Source organism: Kribbella alba (genome assembly GCF_039529635.1).
Classification (GTDB): domain Bacteria; phylum Actinomycetota; class Actinomycetes; order Propionibacteriales; family Kribbellaceae; genus Kribbella; species Kribbella alba.
The window spans coordinates 1,539,872-1,555,713 of record NZ_BAAANE010000004.1 but is presented as its reverse complement, the minus strand read 5'-3'; the positions used below and the strand labels follow the sequence as shown (position 1 = coordinate 1,555,713).

Annotated in this window: 11 protein-coding genes; 6 read left to right on the top strand and 5 right to left on the bottom strand. The window is 67.8% G+C overall.

Features of this window, described 5'->3' with window-relative positions:
* Window positions 1–885 precede the first annotated feature (885 nt).
* Window positions 886–2,670: an NHL domain-containing thioredoxin family protein gene (locus ABD210_RS14225; RefSeq protein ID WP_344111734.1), complete on the top strand. Its 1,785-nt coding sequence runs from the start codon at window positions 886–888 to the stop codon at window positions 2,668–2,670.
* Here the strand turns inward: ABD210_RS14225 and ABD210_RS14220 are convergent.
* Together ABD210_RS14220 and ABD210_RS14215 are read right to left on the bottom strand one after the other, a co-directional pair.
* The gene (locus ABD210_RS14220) at window positions 2,660–2,908 is read right to left on the bottom strand and encodes a DUF6458 family protein (protein WP_344111732.1); all 249 of its coding nucleotides are present in this window, start codon (window positions 2,906–2,908) and stop codon (window positions 2,660–2,662) included. The two genes, ABD210_RS14225 and ABD210_RS14220, sit on opposite strands and share 11 nt — an antisense overlap.
* Before the next feature lie 539 nt (window positions 2,909–3,447).
* Window positions 3,448–5,307 (bottom strand): acyl-CoA dehydrogenase, encoded by a 1,860-nt coding sequence (locus ABD210_RS14215; protein WP_344111731.1) that lies wholly within the window; start codon window positions 5,305–5,307, stop codon window positions 3,448–3,450.
* A gap of 225 nt (window positions 5,308–5,532) precedes the next feature.
* Here ABD210_RS14215 and ABD210_RS14210 point away from each other — a divergent pair, with 225 nt between their 5' ends.
* Both ABD210_RS14210 and ABD210_RS14205 read left to right on the top strand, forming a co-directional pair.
* Entirely contained in the window at window positions 5,533–6,837 is a 1,305-nt protein-coding gene (locus ABD210_RS14210) for an MFS transporter (protein ID WP_344111729.1), read from the top strand.
* Between the two features lies 1 nt (window position 6,838).
* Window positions 6,839–8,020, top strand: a complete 1,182-nt coding sequence (locus ABD210_RS14205) for an anhydro-N-acetylmuramic acid kinase (protein WP_344111728.1) — start codon at window positions 6,839–6,841, stop codon at window positions 8,018–8,020.
* 120 nt (window positions 8,021–8,140) lie between these two features.
* On the opposite strand, the gene ABD210_RS14200 is transcribed toward ABD210_RS14205, so the two are convergent.
* Entirely contained in the window at window positions 8,141–8,614 is a 474-nt protein-coding gene (locus ABD210_RS14200; RefSeq protein WP_344111727.1) for an AAA family ATPase, read from the bottom strand.
* Between the two features lie 150 nt (window positions 8,615–8,764).
* Between ABD210_RS14200 and ABD210_RS14195 the strand changes: the two genes are divergently transcribed.
* Both ABD210_RS14195 and ABD210_RS14190 read left to right on the top strand, forming a co-directional pair.
* Window positions 8,765–9,928, top strand: a complete 1,164-nt coding sequence (locus ABD210_RS14195; RefSeq protein ID WP_344111725.1) for a DNA polymerase III subunit beta family protein — start codon at window positions 8,765–8,767, stop codon at window positions 9,926–9,928.
* Window positions 9,929–10,064: 136 nt separating this feature from the next.
* Window positions 10,065–10,397: a hypothetical protein gene (locus ABD210_RS14190; RefSeq protein WP_344111724.1), complete on the top strand. Its 333-nt coding sequence runs from the start codon at window positions 10,065–10,067 to the stop codon at window positions 10,395–10,397.
* Window positions 10,398–10,438: 41 nt separating this feature from the next.
* Here the strand turns inward: ABD210_RS14190 and ABD210_RS14185 are convergent, their stop codons facing one another.
* Window positions 10,439–11,026 (bottom strand): TetR/AcrR family transcriptional regulator, encoded by a 588-nt coding sequence (locus ABD210_RS14185; RefSeq protein WP_344111723.1) that lies wholly within the window; start codon window positions 11,024–11,026, stop codon window positions 10,439–10,441.
* Window positions 11,027–11,212: 186 nt separating this feature from the next.
* On the opposite strand from ABD210_RS14185, the gene ABD210_RS14180 reads away from it, so the two are divergent.
* Entirely contained in the window at window positions 11,213–12,889 is a 1,677-nt protein-coding gene (locus ABD210_RS14180; protein ID WP_344111722.1) for a DUF8094 domain-containing protein, read from the top strand.
* Window positions 12,890–13,155: 266 nt separating this feature from the next.
* Here ABD210_RS14180 and ABD210_RS14175 read toward each other — a convergent pair whose 3' ends face one another.
* Complete coding sequence (locus tag ABD210_RS14175) at window positions 13,156–15,672, bottom strand: polysaccharide lyase family 8 super-sandwich domain-containing protein (protein WP_344111721.1); 2,517 nt, start codon at window positions 15,670–15,672, stop codon at window positions 13,156–13,158.
* Between the last annotated feature and the right edge of the window lie 170 nt (window positions 15,673–15,842).

The window sequence follows — 15,842 nt, the reverse complement described above, 5'->3', positions numbered from 1 at the left end:
CTCGGAATACCGCGACCCCCAACCGGCCCCGAGCCGCGTCCTCGTACTCGACCCGCCACCCCGGCCACCCCGGCCGACCGCCACCCCGGCCACCCCGGCCGACCGCCACCCCGGCCACCCCGGCCACCGCGGCCGACCGCCACCCCGGCCGACCGCCACCCCGGCCACCCCGGCCGACCGCCACCCCGGCCACCCGCCACCCCGGCCACCCCGGCCGACCGCCACCCCGGCCACCCTGACGCCAACTCCCGCTCGCCCACGGGGACTGGCGGGTCTTTCGTCGGCTGGCGCCTTGCAAGCCGCCATTGGTCGAAGAGCCCGACATCGGGTCGGCGGCTTCAGCCAGGGCGGGACGATTCCGACTGCTTCCTGTCGCTCGGAGTACCGCGATCCCCACCGGCCCCGAGCCGCGACCTTGTGCTCGGCCCAGCCATTGCGCGGTCCGGGAAACGGCTGAGCTGTGCACAAGGTGCGGATTCACCCCCGGGCTGAGCTGTGGGGAATCACCCGCCTGGGACTCTGCCGAGTCACTGCGCGGCAGAGTCCCGGCTGGCGCAGCAGGTGGTTCTGGGGCGGTCAGTTCCGGTGGCCTCGGACGTCATCTGCGGACCGTGGACAAGGTATTACCTATTCGAGGTCCCCGCTGGGTGTCCCAAGCCTCGACAACTGTCCAGGCTCTAGGCTCGCCCACCGGCCCACCGGCCCACCGGCCCACCGGCCCACCGGCCCACCGGCCCACCGGCCCACCGGCCCACCGGCCCACCGGCCCACCGGCCCACCGGCCCCGGTCGCCGTCGCCATCCCACCGGCCCACCGGCCCACCGGCCCGGTCGCCGTCGCCATCCCACTGCCGCCTGGCTTGAGGAGAGACGGGACAATAAGGGTATGCATGTGCGCGCGCCGGAGCTCAGGGGTCGGGGATGGTTGAACACCGGGGGCAGGGAGCTGAAGCTCGCGGACTTCCGTGGGCGCTTTCTTTTGTTGGATTTCTGGGCCTTTTGCTGCATCAACTGTCTGCATGTGTTGGACGAACTGCGGCCCCTGGAGGAGAAGTACGGGGATGCGTTGGTGATTGTGGGGGTGCATTCGCCGAAGTTCGCGCATGAGGGGGAGGAGGCGGCCGTCAGGGCTGCTGTCGAGCGGTACGAGGTGGGGCATCCGGTGCTGGATGATCCGGAGCTGGTGACGTGGGAGAACTACACGGCGCGCGCCTGGCCGACGTTGGTGCTGGTGGATCCGAATGGGTACATCGTTGCCCAGTACTCCGGCGAGGGGCACGCTCACGCGCTGGACGCACAGCTGGCTGAGCTGATCGCGGAGCACGAGAAGGCCGGCACGCTGACGAGAGGCAAGTCGCCGTACGTCGCGCCGGTGCCTGAGGCAACGGATCTGCGCTTCCCGGCCAAGGTGGGTCGACTGGGCGACGGATTCCTCGTCGCGGATGCGGGCAATCACAGCATCGTCGAACTGGCGGCCGACGCCACTACCGTGATCAGGAGGTTCGGCACCCAGCAGCGCGGCTTCGCCGACGGTCCCGCGGATCAGGCGTCATTCTCCGAGCCGAACGGCCTCGTCCTGCTGCCCAAGGAGATCGCCGACCAGGTCGGCTACGACGTGGTCGTCGCGGACACGGTGAACCACGCGCTCCGCGGCATCACCCTCAGCACCGGCAACACAAGCACGCTCGTCGGCACCGGCAAACAATGGATGGACGGCGACGGCACGGATGTCCTGAGCTCGCCGTGGGATGTCGCCTGGTGGCAGGACAAGGTGTGGATCGCCATGGCCGGCGTGCATCAACTCTGGACCTTCGACCCGTTCACCAAGAGCACCGAGGTTGCCGCCGGCACCACCAACGAAGGGCTCAGGGACGGCCCGAAGGAGCAGGCCTGGTTCGCCCAGACGTCTGGATTCGCGGTCGACGGCGATCGCCTCTGGCTCGCCGACTCCGAGATCTCAGCCGTCAGGTGGGTGGACACCGAAGTGCACACGGCCATCGGGACCGGCTTGTTCGACTTCGGGTTGCGCGACGGCAAGGCGGAGGAGGCACTGCTGCAGCACCCGCTCGGCGTGACGGTCCTCCCGGACGGCTCGGTGGCGATCGCCGACACCTACAACGGTGCCGTACGCCGGTTCGACCCGCGGACGAACCTCGTCGAGACGATGGCGACCGGTCTCGCCGAACCCAGCGGAGCTGTTGTCGCAGGCAATGAACTGCTGGTGGTCGAGTCGGCGGCGCACCGGTTGACGAGGATCCCCCTGGGCGCTTCGGCGAAGGCGGACGAGTTCAGCACCAGGACGCAACGCCCGCCGATGGAGATCGCCGGGGGCGAGGTGACCCTCGATGTCGTGTTCACCCCGCCGCCCGGGCAGAAGCTGGACAACCGGTACGGGCCGTCCACCCGGCTACTGGTCTCGTCGACCCCCGAGGCGTTGCTCAAGGAAGGTGCGGGTGATTCCACCGACCTGACCCGTCGCCTGGTGATCGACGAACGCGTCGGGGACGGCGTGCTGCACGTCGCAGTACAGGCTGCTTCTTGTGATGACTCGGCAGAGGTGGAGTTCCCGGCTTGTCACATGCACCGGCAGGACTGGGGCGTGCCGGTGCTGGTCAGCGCGGGCGGGCCCGTGCGGCTCGAACTGGTGCTGTCGGGAGCGTCTACTCCTTGATGTCCTTGTGGTGCTCCTCGACCACTCGGTACTCCTCCTCGACCGCGGGATCGAGGGCGTCGTTCGGGACGCGCCGCCGGCGGTTGGTGATGTAGAAGGAGAGCACGATTCCTGCCAGCCCGGCGAGCATCAGGATGTATCCGACGACGGTCAGGTCGACGGCGTCCCAGGAGTCGCGGATGGCGAACGCCAAGATGGCGCCCACCACCATCAGGAAGATCCCCACACCGATGCTCATGCCGAGCCCTCCTCGAAATGATCAGGACACTTCGACGCTATGCCCGCCCCGCTCCGGGGTCCATCACCGACGCATATCGATGACCGGCCCTGGAACCGGGCGGGTGAATTGTCTCCGGGTACCCGGAGACAAACCCACACTACAAATCTAGCGCGCCGCCAGTTGTACGTCGCCGCTGATCGTAGTGGCGTCGAGTTTGTGGGTCCCTTCGGGGCTGTCGATGAGGCCGTTGGCAACGTCGCCGCTGCCGTTGTCGCCGGTCACCTTGGTGCCGCGGGGAACAGTGACCTCGAACTCCGAACGGCACTGCCACCCGGATCAGGCAAGACGCTCAGATCCGCCCTGACGCGGACGTAGCGCGACCCTGGCTCGGACAGGGGAGACCAAGCCAGGGTCGTGCACGGGCAGAAACGTTTCCTCAAACTGAACCGGCCGGGCAGGCCAGATCAACGGGCAGCTCGGGGCAGATCAGCCGCGGCAGATCGGTCGGCGCAGCTGTCAGGCCAGATTCTCGGGCAGTTCAAGCTCAGTCGAACAGCTCAGAAGGCGGATTCGGGCAGGTCCATCACGTCGAGGTCGGTCATCTCGGCCTTGATCCGCTCGGCCCGCACGGTCGGCATCGTCGACCGGACGAACCACTGGGCGGCCGCGACCTTGCCGGCGTAGAAGTCCTTGTCGGCCTGCGACAGGTCCTCGCCGAGCTTGTTCAAGGCAACTTCCGCCTGCCGCAGCATCAGCCACGAGCAGACCACGTCGCCAAGCACGTAGAGCAGCCGCGAGGTGTTCAGACCGACCTTGTAGATGTTGCGCGGGTCGCCGTTCTCGGCCTGCGGGTTGCTCGACATCAGCGCCTGGCCCATCACCCCGAGCAGCTTCTGGGTGTCCTCGAGACCCTTGGCGAGCAGGGTGCGCTCCTCCTTCAGGCGGCCGTTGCCGGCCTCAGAGGCGACGAACTCCTGGATCTGGTCGGCCAGGTGGCCCAGCGCCCTGCCCTGGTCCTTGATGATCTTGCGGAAGAACAGGTCCTGACCCTGGATCGCGGTGGTGCCCTCGTAGAGGGTGTCGATCTTGGCGTCGCGGACGTACTGCTCGATCGGGTAGTCCTGCAGGAAGCCCGAGCCGCCGAAGGTTTGCAGCGACTCGGTGCCGAGCAGGGTCCACGACTTCTCCGAGCCGTACCCCTTCACCAGCGGCAGCAGCAGGTCGTTGACGCGCTCGGCCTCGTCGTCGTGCTCACCGGCGTACCGGGCCTGCTCGGCACGGTCCTGGTAAGTCGCGGTGAAGAGCACCAGCGCGCGCAGCGCCTCGGAGTACGACTTCTGCGTCATCAGCGAGCGGCGCACGTCCGGGTGGTGGGTGATGGTGACGCGCGGCGCGGTCTTCGCCGGGTTGGTCAGGTCGGCGCCCTGGACCCGCTCCTTCGCGTATTCCAGCGCGTTCAGGTAGCCGGTCGACAGCGTCGCGATCGCCTTCGTTCCGACCATCATCCGGGCGTACTCGATGACCTGGAACATCTGCGCGATGCCCTCGTGCACCTCGCCGAGCAGCCAGCCCTTGGCGGGGGTGTTCTCGCCGAAGGTGATCTCGCAGGTGGTGGAGACCTTGATGCCCATCTTCTTCTCGACGTTCGTGACGAAGGCGCCGTTGCGCTCCCCGGTCAGCTCGCCGGTCTCCAGGTCGAAGTCGTACTTCGGGACCACGAACAGGCTGAGGCCCTTCGTGCCCGGGCCGCCGACGCCTTCGATGCCCTGCGGGCGGGCCAGCACCAGGTGCACGATGTTCTCGGTCATGTCGTGCTCGCCCGAGGTGATGAACCGCTTGACGCCCTCGATGTGCCAGCTGCCGTCGTCCTGCAGCGTGGCCTTGGTGCGGCCGGCGCCGACATCCGATCCGGCGTCCGGCTCCGTCAGCACCATGGTGGCGCCCCAGCCGCGCTCGATCATGTGCTGGGCGATCTTCTTGTCCCGATCGGTGCCGTTGCGCCACAGCACGTGCGCGAAGTTCGGCCCGGCGGCGTAGATGTGGACGGCCGGGTTCGAGCCCAGCACCATCTCGGCCGCGGCCCAGCGCAGTGAGGGCGGCGTCGGCTGACCGCCGAGCTCCGGCGGCAGCTCGAGCTTGAACCACTCGGCATCCATGTAGGCGTGGTAGCTCTTCTTGAACGCCTCCGGCAGCTTGACCTCGTGGGTCTGAGGGTCGAAGACGGGCGGGTTCCGGTCGGCCTCATCGAACGACGCGGCCAGCTCGTTCTTGGCCAGCCGGTCGATCTCGGCGAGCACCTCACGGGCGGTGTCGACATCCATGTCGGCGTACGGCCCCTGCCCGAGCACCTCGCCACGGCCCAGGACCTCGAGCAGGTTGAACTCGATGTCCCGCAGATTCGACTTGTAGTGGCTCACGCGGATTCCCCTGCCTCTTCGCTGCCTGTACTCACGAGTAACTTGAGTATATACCCGCCAGTAACGACCACCAAGCCGATTCTCTGTGACGTCGCTCGGGGTGCCTGGTGGGCGCCGGTCCGGCCTCGCCAACGCCCGGGGGTCGCCGATCGGGAACTGATAGACCAAGATGGACCCAGTGACGGGAGGAAAGTTACGGGGGTTCTACGAGCAGTGGAGAGGGCCATGAGCACAGCACCCGGTACTGCGACCGGCGACCTCGACGTCCGGCGGAACCGTCGGTCCCTGGTGGCGGGCACGGTCGGCAACTTCGTCGAGTGGTACGAGTTCGGCGCGTACGGCTTCTTCGCCACGGTGATCGCGGCGAACTTCTTCAGCAGCACCTCGACAAGTGACGCCGAGAGCCTGATCAAGACTTACGCCTCGTTCGCGCTGGCGTTCTTCTTCCGGCCGATCGGCGCGGCGGTGTTCGGCCGGCTCGGCGACCGGATCGGCCGACGGCCGACGCTGATCGTCGTGCTTGTGCTGATGACCTTGTCCACCACGCTGATCGGGGTGCTGCCGACCTATGCCACGGTCGGTGCCGCGGCGCCTTGGCTGCTGACGTTGGTCCGGGCTCTGCAGGGGCTGTCCGCCGGTGGTGAGTTCGGCGGCGCCGTGTCGATCATGACCGAGTTCGCGCCGCGGAACAAGCGAGGCCTGTACGGCGCTTGGCAGTCCCTCACCGTCGCGCTCGGCCTCCTCGTCGGGGCAGGGCTTGCCGCGATCCTGGCGACGGCCCTCAGCGCGGAAGCCCTCAAGGACTGGGGTTGGCGGGTGCCGTTCCTGCTGGCGCTCCCGCTCGGCCTGGTGGCGCTGTGGTTGCGACTGAGGTTGGACGAGACTCCCAACTTCGCAAGGGTTCAGCAAACCGAACAGCTGCCGGCGGACAAGGCCGAAGTCGCCAAGGCGATTGCCCTCGGCATCGGTCGGCTGATGGGCTGGTCGGCTGCCGGGTACACGTTCCTCGTGGTGATGCCGTCCTACCTCCAGGCCACGCTGCACGCGACCTTCCAGCAAGCCCTGGTGGCGACGGTCCTGGCGAACCTCGGCTTCGCCGTGTCGATCATGCCGGCGGGCTGGCTGAGTGACCGGATCGGGCGTCGCCCGGTGATGGTCGCGGGCGCCGCGCTGGTCGTCGTACTGGCGTTCCCGTTGATGAATCTGCTGCAGGACAAGGAGAGTTCGAACGCGGCCAAGGGGATCGCCGTCTTCGTCGCGGGCTTGGTGGTCGGGCTGATGGCTGGTCCCGGGCCGGCGATGTTGGCGGAGATGTTCCCGACCAGGGTCCGCTACACCGGGCTCGGGCTGGCCTACTCGCTGTCCAACGCGGTCTTCTCCGGATCGGCCGGACTCATTATCACCGAGCTGATCAAGCGGACGAAGAACGTCGACATCCCGGCGTACTACGTAGTGGTGACGTGCGCGGTCAGCGTGCTCGCCCTGCTGACGTTGCGCGGCGACGATCACCGGCGGGAGTTGCGGGACTGACATGCGAGTCATCGGCCTGATGTCAGGCACGTCGTACGACGCCATCGACGCCGCTGCGGCGGACCTGCGGATCGAGGACGACCGGATCATCCTCACTCCGCTCGGGATGCTGAGCCGCCCGTACTCCGGCCAGTTGCGCCAGGACATCGCCAATTCCTTGCCGCCAGCAACCACTTCGATGGAGCGGGTCTGCCGGCTCGACACCGGGATCGGGCAGGAGTTCGCAGCGGTCGCCGGACAAGCCGTCGAGCAGCTTTGCGGTGGCCATGCAGACCTGGTCGTGTCGCACGGCCAGACGGTGTTCCACTGGGTCGACGGCGAGGAGGTTCGCGGCACGCTCCAGCTCGGCCAGCCCGCCTGGATCGCCGAGGCCACGGGAACCACTGTCGTCTCGGACCTTCGCTCCCGCGATGTCGCCGCGGGTGGTCAAGGGGCTCCGCTGGTCAGCATCGTGGACGCCCTCTGGCTGCGCGACCGACCCGGTACGCCGGTCGCGCTCAACCTCGGCGGGATCGCCAACATCACGGTGATCACCGGCGAGCCGATCGCGTTCGACACCGGTCCGGCGAACGCCTTGGCCGACGCCGTGGTTCGCGAGCTCACCGGTGGCCGGTCGACCTTCGACGCCGACGGGCTGATGGCTTGGCGCGGGCGGATTCACCCGGAGCTGTTCGAGCGGCTGCTCGCCGAGCCGTACTACCGCAGACCCGCGCCGAAGAGCACAGGCAAGGAGCTGTTCCACCTCGGGTATCTCGCTGAGGCGATGGCCGGGCTCCCCGAGATCGCGCCCGACGACCTGGTCGCCACGGTGACTGCGCTGACCGCCCGCACGGTGGCTGACGCGGTGCACGCGTACGGCGGGACTGAGGTCATCGCCGCCGGAGGTGGGATTCGGAATCCCGCGCTGATGCATCGTCTGGCTGAGGAGCTCCGGGGTGTTCCCTTGCTGAGCACGGACGAACTCGGGCTGCCTTCGGTGGCGAAGGAGGCGTACGCGTTCGCAGTACTGGGGTTTCTGACGGTCAACGGGCTCGGTGGGACTGTGCCGAGCTGTACGGGGGCTCGGCACACGAGCGTGCTCGGGTCGATCACGCCTGGGGTCGGCGCGTTGCCGATTCACCAGCCTCCTGAGCGGATGCCCACGGCGTTGCGCATCGATTCGGCTGACCCGGGCGGCGTGTGACGATCCACCGGTGATCAAGTCCGTGGAGATCCATCCCCGGCGTCGGGCATTGGCCGGGGACGGCCGACCGGTCGCTGGAGGGGATCAGCGAGGACTACACGAAGGTCCTGCAGGACTGGTTCACTCGTCGACCCAGGCGAGGATGAGGCGGGCGGACTCCTCCGGGGTGCCTTCGCCGGGGACCGAGCGGGGGACCAGCTTGCGGATCTCGGCCGCGTCGGCGATCGCCTCGGCGATGTGCTGGTCGGACCAGCCGCGCTGGGCGAGCCGCTTGCGGCGTACTGAGTCCGGGCAGTCGAGATGCAGCCAGCGGCCCTCGGGCATCTCCCGCGGGACCAGCGGCGACAGCAGCAACATGGGAGTGCCCGAGCGGCGGATCAGCTCGGTGATGCGCAACCAGAGCGCGTTGTATGCCGGCCAGTTCGCGGCGGCGGTGGAGTCGGCGATGTCGATGCCGAGCACCTTGCCCTCGTGGTCGAGCAACTCGTCCATGTCCATCACGACGAGGTTGCCGGAATGCAGCCGCACCAGCTCCGGGATCACGGTCGACTTGCCCGCGCCCGGCGCTCCTGTCACCACGTACAACCTCGTCACGCCCACCATTTTCACCGAGCCACGCAAGGCGTGCATGTCAGTGTCGCGTCGAGGCCGTTGCGGCGAGTTGGACGGTCGCGAGTTGACCTTCGAGTTGCCTAACGGTCGCGAGTTGACCTTCGAGTTGCTTGAGGACCCAGGATCGGCGGCATGACAGACGAGTTGCTGACGATCAGCGCCTTCGCGCGGCGGGTCGGACTGACCCCCAGCGCCCTGCGGTTCTACGACGACTGCGGACTGCTCCGCCCGGCGGAGGTGGACGAGCAGAACGGCTACCGGTACTACGCGCCGGAGCAGGAACAGCGCGCTGCGTTGCTCCGGGACCTGAGGGAGATCGACCTGCCACTGGCCGACGTCCGGGTCGTGCTCGACGGTGGTCCGGCCGAGGGGGCGGCGGTGGTGGAGGCGCATCTGCGGACGGTCGAGGGCAAGGCGGACACCGCTCGGAAAGCCGTGGCGCGGATCCTCAGCTCCCTCCCCGCTGTTCCATATGAGTGTGCTGTGACGCTGGGCGGTGCGGAGTTGGCGAGCGCCATCCGGCAGGTCGCGACTGCGGCGGCGTCGACCCCCGACGAGCTCCCCGCGCTGGCCTGCGTACTGCTCGAGCTGGGCGAGGACGAGGTCACACTCGTCGCCACGGACCGCTACCGGCTGTCGGTCCGCAAGCTCCACCCGCTGGCCTTCACGGGCTACCCGCGGAACGTGCTGATCTCCGCTCCCGAACTGACCGCCCTGGCCCGGTGGAGCGCCGCGGCTTCCGAGGTGCGGATCCAAGCCGGCCCAGCCGGTACGACGTTGGTGGCAGACGGGTCGTCTTCTTCCGTGATCCCGGTCCCGGTGGTCGCTGAGGAGTACCCCGCCTATCAGGCGATCCTCGAAGGTCTGGCGCCACCGAGTTGCCGCATCGTCGCAGACCGCCTTGCCCTCCTCGACCTCCTGACCACCGAAACGGTCGCCCTGGACATCACCCCGACACTCATCACGATCACCCCGGTCGCCTCGGCGCCCAAAACCTGCTCCAAGGCGAACGTCCCGTCTGAGGATTCCTCGGTGGTGGCTGGACCACCTGGCTCCGACGGGCACTCCGAGGTGGATGCATCCGGGTCCGGCGGGCAGCTCGAGGTGGTCGGCTCGGGAGCGCCGGTGCGGGTCGGCTTCGCCTCGTCCCTGCTGGCGGCCGCGCTGACCGTGAGCGTCGGCCCGGACGTCCTCCTGGAGATCTGCGCCCCGGACCGCCCGGTCGTCGTACGGTCCGCCGATCAGGGCACCTTCACCACCCTCGTCATGCCCACCCGCATCGACGGCGACGGGTGACCGGACCAGTCTCCTCAGTGGTCGGCGAGTGCGGACTGCGGTGGGGTGAGACAACAGGAGTACCTTGAGGGGACCGGAGGCGGTGGTGGCTCATTGTCGAGTGCCTTGGAGCCTCTGGTGTGACGAGGCGATCTCGATGGCACTCCCTGTGTTCCTGCCGTCCACCAAGCCGTTCCGAACCGAAATGTTCCAGCGCGAGCCGGCGCCGGTGCGCCCTGAGCCGGTACTGCGCAGGCCGACGGACATCACGCTCGGCGTCATCTTCGCCGAACTCTCCGCAGCCCGCGCCGAGAACAAGGCTGAGCGAGGCGCACCGAGGGTCGGTACTGCGGGCGGCCCGCGCGCCGACCGCCTCCTGATGAGCCTCGAGGCGTGCGCCCGAGCGCTCGCCGAGCGAAACCTCCCCATCCCCCCGAGTATCCGAGACGAGCTTCGCCTCCGCCGGGCCCTCTGGCCCACCCGCCGCTGATTCGTCGCGAGACCCTCAGAGCGCCACGCGCAAGAACATCGTCACTCCGTCAGATAGGGCGAGAGCAGCAGCTCCAGCTGGTCCCGCATGAAGTCGGTCAGCGATCCCCAGCCGTTCACGGCCCACACTTGGAGCGCGCCGTTGAAACAGACCAGGGTGAGTCGGGCGAGCGCGGGGACGTCGGCGTCCGGTTTCAGCTCGCCGGCCGCCTGAGCGGCCTGGAGCAATCGCGCGCAGCTGTCAACGATCGCCGCCGAGTGCGCCAGCGCGTGCTCGCGGAACTCAGGGTCGGCGACGTCCAGCTGCACGAAGCCGAGCCCATTGCCGAGCTCCTCCCGATGCTTGATGTGAGCAACGCTCGAGAGTGCGAAATCACGCAAGGTGGCCAACGGCGAGGTATTCCGTGCCTCCGCCTCCTCGGCCGCGCGCAGAACCATCAACGGCGACCGCGCCGCCGAGGCGAGCAGCAGCCCGCGCTTGTTGCCGAACCGCTGCATCAGGGTCGGAGGAGCCAGCCCGACTCGGGCGCCGACCGCCGCGAGCGTCAGCTTGGCCGGGCCGAGCTCGGCGAGCACCTGACGGGTCGCGTCCAGGATCGTGTCGTCGCTGATCAGGCGTGGTCTGGCCACGATCTCCCCCCTGGACGGTTTGTGAACAGCCATTCATTAACTGCGCCGACAGTAACAGATCATTGCCCGCTCAGTTATCTGTTGACGACGGGTGGACGGCGAGGCGCCCCCGCGCCCCGCTATGGTCTGTGCCGTTCGGCCCTCCGCCCTGGGCCGGACTCTGTCGCACCAACGGGGAGCTTTTTCATGCGTTTCGCCCGCCTGTTCCTAGGCCTGCTGTTGGCCCTGGCCGGATTGCTGGTCACGATCGCCGGTGCGGCGGCCGCCTTCTGGCTGGTCGGCCCGGACGACACGATCGATACCGGCGAGCAGCCGTTGTCGAGCAAGGGACTGGCCGTCATGACCGCGCCGGACCTGCTCGACCGGCACGGCCCGACGCTGCACGTGACCGCGTCCGGGAAGAAGCCGGTGTTCGTCGGCATCGGCCAGGACCTCGACGTGGCGAGCTACCTCGGCAGTTCGGAGTACACGCGAGTGCTCCGGCTGAACGTGCCGCCGAAGTTCGACACCCAGGAGATGAAGGGTGGCCTGACCCCGCTCAACCCGCCGGCCGGGCTCGACTGGTGGACCGCCAAGGCCAGCGGTGCGGGGAAGCAGTCGATCTCGTGGTCGATGGCCGACGGCTCGTACGACGTGGTGGCGATGAACGCGGACGGGACTCCCGGGGCGGACGTCCGGCTGACTCTCGGGATGGAGCTGCCCGGGCTGTTCGGGACGTGTCTGGTGGTGTTCGGGGCCGGGCTGGTCCTGCTGTTCGTGGGGCTCCTGCTGATGCTCGTACGCCGGCGGCGTCCCCCGGCTCCCGTGGTTCCACCCGTACCGCAGTACCAGCCGCCAGCTTTCCAGCCGTCGGGTTCGGGGCCTTCGGGACCGCAAGGCCTCGTACGGCGGGTCGGCGTGGGCGCGACGGGAGCAGTTCTGTTGCTGACGGCAACTGGTTGTGTCGGGGTCCCCGAGAAGAACACGAGCCATCCGGTGACTCGCGCGGCGGTCACCGTGGCCGACGGGCAGGCGGTGGTGAAGAGGTACAACGAGCTCAACAACAAGGCGAACCAGACCCGCGACGCCAAGTTGTCCGAGACGATCGAGGGCGATCCGACCCTCGCGCAGACGCGAGCCGGATACCAGATCGGCCGCAAGATCGATGAGGCCGGCAAGGACAAGGTCAAGCCGTTCACCTACACCAAGCCGCAGATCGGTGCGCCGCAGTTCAGCACGTACCCGATGCGGTTCGTCGTCAGCTCGGGCGTCTCGGACGACCCGAACAGCCGGCAGCTCGGCGTGTGGCAACGGCAGAACGCCGGCACTCCCTGGGTGCTGACCCACTCGGTCTATCCATCGGCAACCATGAAGCTGCCACCGATGGAGGAATTGCGCACGCCCGTGAAGGCGGACATGGACAAGCTGTCCAGCCTGCCGCAGTCGGCCGGGAACAACCTGGCGCTGTATCTGAGCGGAGGTACAGCCTCCCCGAAGGCCGGGCTGTTCGTGCCGTCGCCAGGGACGGTGACACTGCTGAACAGCCGAGCCAAGGACAAGGCCGCCGACGTCAAGGAGACCTACATCTCCACCGTCACCGACACGTTCCGGCTCACCGGTGATCCGGTCACCTTCATCTCGTCGACCGGCGAGGGACTGGTGTTCCTGGCGCTGACCGAGCAGTACCTGCAACGGGTCGAGCCGGGCTCCAACGCGTACTGGACCAGCGGCGCGGCCACGGCCTTCAGCAGCTATGTGAAGTACACGCAGACCCTCCATCAGGACTACCTCCACCAGGTGGCCCTCGTCGTCCCCCAGAAGGGCCACGGCAAGATCCGCATCCTCTCTATCGATGGGCAACTGGTAGGCGCCGGCGGCTCCTGACCTCAGGAAGTCCCCCGGTGCGTTCTGGGGCGGGATAGCGGCCCCGGTAACGGCTTTTTCGTCCGGTGACCCCTTTATTTGGCGCCAGCGGCCGAACAACCCGGCAGCCGATCCCATCCCAACCGAGCCAGTCCTGCCCGCTCGCCCCGTGCCGCCCGCGACCCCGACCGACACCGAACGCCCTGCCCGGGGCGCCGACCGACACAACGCCCTGCCCGGGGCGCCGACCGACACAACACCCTGGTCGGGGGTGCGCCGATCGATCCTCAGCGGGTGAGAGTGATGTTCAGTGAGCGACCGTGCGTTTGGTGGGTCGGGAAGGTGACGCGGGTGCCGGTGAGGGTGTGGGTCAGCTGGATGCCCGCATCTGAGGAGACCGTGGTCGCCCGGCGGCCGGGGAGCGTGAGGGTGATGGTTGGGCGGGTCATGGTGGGGTCGGAGACGGCGATGGTGAAGGTGCGGTCGGGGTGTTGGCGGGTGATGACCGAGGCCGGGCCGTCGATGGTGAGGCCGGGGAGGGTGTGACGGCCTTCCGTGAAGGTGTTGGCGGCCGTGAGGTTGAGGGTGGAGTGGTGGATCGCCTGCAGGCGCGGAGTGTTGGCGAGCACCAGCACTCGGCCGTAGAGATATGAGCGCAGTCGGGCTTCCGTGGCGTTCGGCACCAGCGCGTACGCAAGCGCGGTCCGGGCTTTGGCTGGTTGGTTCACCGTGACGCCAAAGACGCTCTTGGTGATCACGGTGTCCGGATTTGAGGTGCGAACTACTCGGCGGCTGCGGGTGACCTGGGCGAGGTCTACGGATACCTGGGTCGGGCTGAGGAAGTAGTAGCCGAGCGAAGCGCCCGCTGTGGTGTTCGCGTACCGCAGCCAGCGCAGGTCCGCAGTACCGGGGCCGGACCAGGTGCGACCGTTGCGCAGGGCACCGGTGATCGCGAGCTGATCCGTTGGAGCCGCCAAGCGCGCGTCGATCGAGGTGGTGACTGCACGGGTTTGATCGCTGACACCTGCGGCCAGTACGACGATCTCCTCGTCGAGCATGAACCACGACTTGGTTGACTCCGCGTTGCGGTAGACCACGAAATCCTCAGGCAGGATCGCCCGGTCGGCGTACGCGACATCGCTCGACTGGATCATCCCCGCCGCGGCGTACGGGCCGAGCGTGGCGCCGCCGGAGTACTGGTTGGTGCCGCGCGGGAAGTAGACGTAGGTGTTCTGCGACTCCGACGACGACGTGAAGTTCAGCGGATGGCCCGGGTTGTCGTAGTACGGCGTGCCATAGAGCTGCGGGACCGTACTGCGTTGCTCGACCGGCGCGGTGACTCCGGCCAGGGCATAAGGGGAGGCGGCTGTGTAGTAGTCGACGCCGAACGACTTGGTCTGGTCCTGGCCGGCCAGGTAGAGGTAGTACGCGCCGTCGCCCTGGAACCACGGCATCAGGTTCTCGCCGCTCATGTACTCGTACTTGCTGATCCGGTTGGAGCTTCGCGCGAGGGCGAACGCGTAGCCGGGCCGACGGTGCACATTCTTGTCCATCGCGTTGAAGGCGATGCTGCTTGCCGCAGGATTGAGGTCGGCTGCCGTGATCGTGGAGTCCTTGGTGATGTCGGCGAATCGCGCGACGCTGACAGGCGAGACGAAGCTGTTCGGGTTCAACGTCGGGCGGGCCGTGAACTTCACGTACCCCTTCAGTGCGGCGGCGTCCACGGGCGCCGCGTAGTCGGACAGGTCGACGATCGCCTCGACCACGATCGCGACATCGTCGTACCCGGTGGTGGTTCGTGACACCGCGCGGCCCTTGACGATCTCCATCATCCAGCCCTCGAAGATCAGCGGGGCGAAGCCGTTCTGCACCCAGCCCTGGACGACCCCGACGAGGTCGTCGCTCTGCGCGTAGTCGGTGCCGTCGAGGGTCTTGATCGTCTGCACGACCCGCGTGAGCAGGGCCTTCCCGTACGACCCGGTGTAGGCGACTGAGTCGTGCTGGATGAACGAGCCGTCCGCGTAGTACCCGTCGGTGACGCCGTGCTGGAGGTTGTCCGGGTCGATCGTGGCGAACACGGTGAACTGGTCCTGCAGGGCCTTGCGGATGCGCCGATCATCGTCGAGCAACGCGCCCTGGATGATCCGGTTGGTGGTGATGTCGGCGAGGTTGGCGCCGGTGTGGAACCGCGAGTCGAGGTTCACGTCGCCGTCGGTTCCGTTGCGGAGATACGCGTCCATCGACGCGACGTACTGGGTGATCAGGTCCGCCGGCGCCTCGAGCAGGGCGAGGGCCTTGCCGACGTGCGTGGAGATGCCGATCTCCCAGGTGAACCAGTTGCCGTAGTACCCCTTCGACTGGTCGCCGTAATAGTTCGCATGCAACCACTCGAGCTTGTCGAGCACACGAGCCTGTACTGCGCTGTTGCCCTGCAGGTCGGATGCCGGGCCCGGGCGCTTCGTGGCGAGGGCGATCTCGTAGAGGTGCTGGTACGACGCGATCAGGTTCGGGTCGCTCGTGCCGAGAGGTAGGCCGGCGAAGACCTCGGTCGCGCCGGCCCGGTCCATCGAGGCGAGCCAGGTCCGCGCCGTCTGGTCCATCGACGCGAGCTTGGCGGCGACCTCCGGACGGGCGTTGGACTCAGGTGTTCCCGCGAAGATCGCGATCAGGTTCGTCAGCAGTTGGTTGGTTGCCGCGGGCTGCCCACTTGCTCCGGTCGACGCGTTCGCGGGCGCGGGTCTGACCGCGGTCAACAAGGCGGTGGCGGGTACGAACGACAGCAGGCGGCGGCGGGTGATCTGCACTGGTACTCCCGGGCGAAGGGGAAAACCTCACACCCCAGAGTGAATCAGCGCAACTAAGTTACGGCAACCGATAGCGATCAGAAAAGCGAGCCAACGTCACCGATGCGACAAGCAGCAAACTCGCAGCTACTTCGGCTGCCGAGGCCTGACCTTCCTCTACGACAACAACT

Bases quoted from the DNA above. Each gene is read 5' to 3' on its own strand.
- ABD210_RS14220 (WP_344111732.1), bottom strand. From the start codon at position 2,908: ATGAGCATCGGTGTGGGGATCTTCCTGATGGTGGTGGGCGCCATCTTG.
- ABD210_RS14225 (WP_344111734.1), top strand. From the start codon at position 886: ATGCATGTGCGCGCGCCGGAGCTCAGGGGTCGGGGATGGTTGAACACC.
- ABD210_RS14205 (WP_344111728.1), top strand. From the start codon at position 6,839: ATGCGAGTCATCGGCCTGATGTCAGGCACGTCGTACGACGCCATCGAC.
- ABD210_RS14190 (WP_344111724.1), top strand. From the start codon at position 10,065: ATGGCACTCCCTGTGTTCCTGCCGTCCACCAAGCCGTTCCGAACCGAA.
- ABD210_RS14210 (WP_344111729.1), top strand. From the start codon at position 5,533: ATGAGCACAGCACCCGGTACTGCGACCGGCGACCTCGACGTCCGGCGG.
- ABD210_RS14180 (WP_344111722.1), top strand. From the start codon at position 11,213: ATGCGTTTCGCCCGCCTGTTCCTAGGCCTGCTGTTGGCCCTGGCCGGA.
- ABD210_RS14195 (WP_344111725.1), top strand. From the start codon at position 8,765: ATGACAGACGAGTTGCTGACGATCAGCGCCTTCGCGCGGCGGGTCGGA.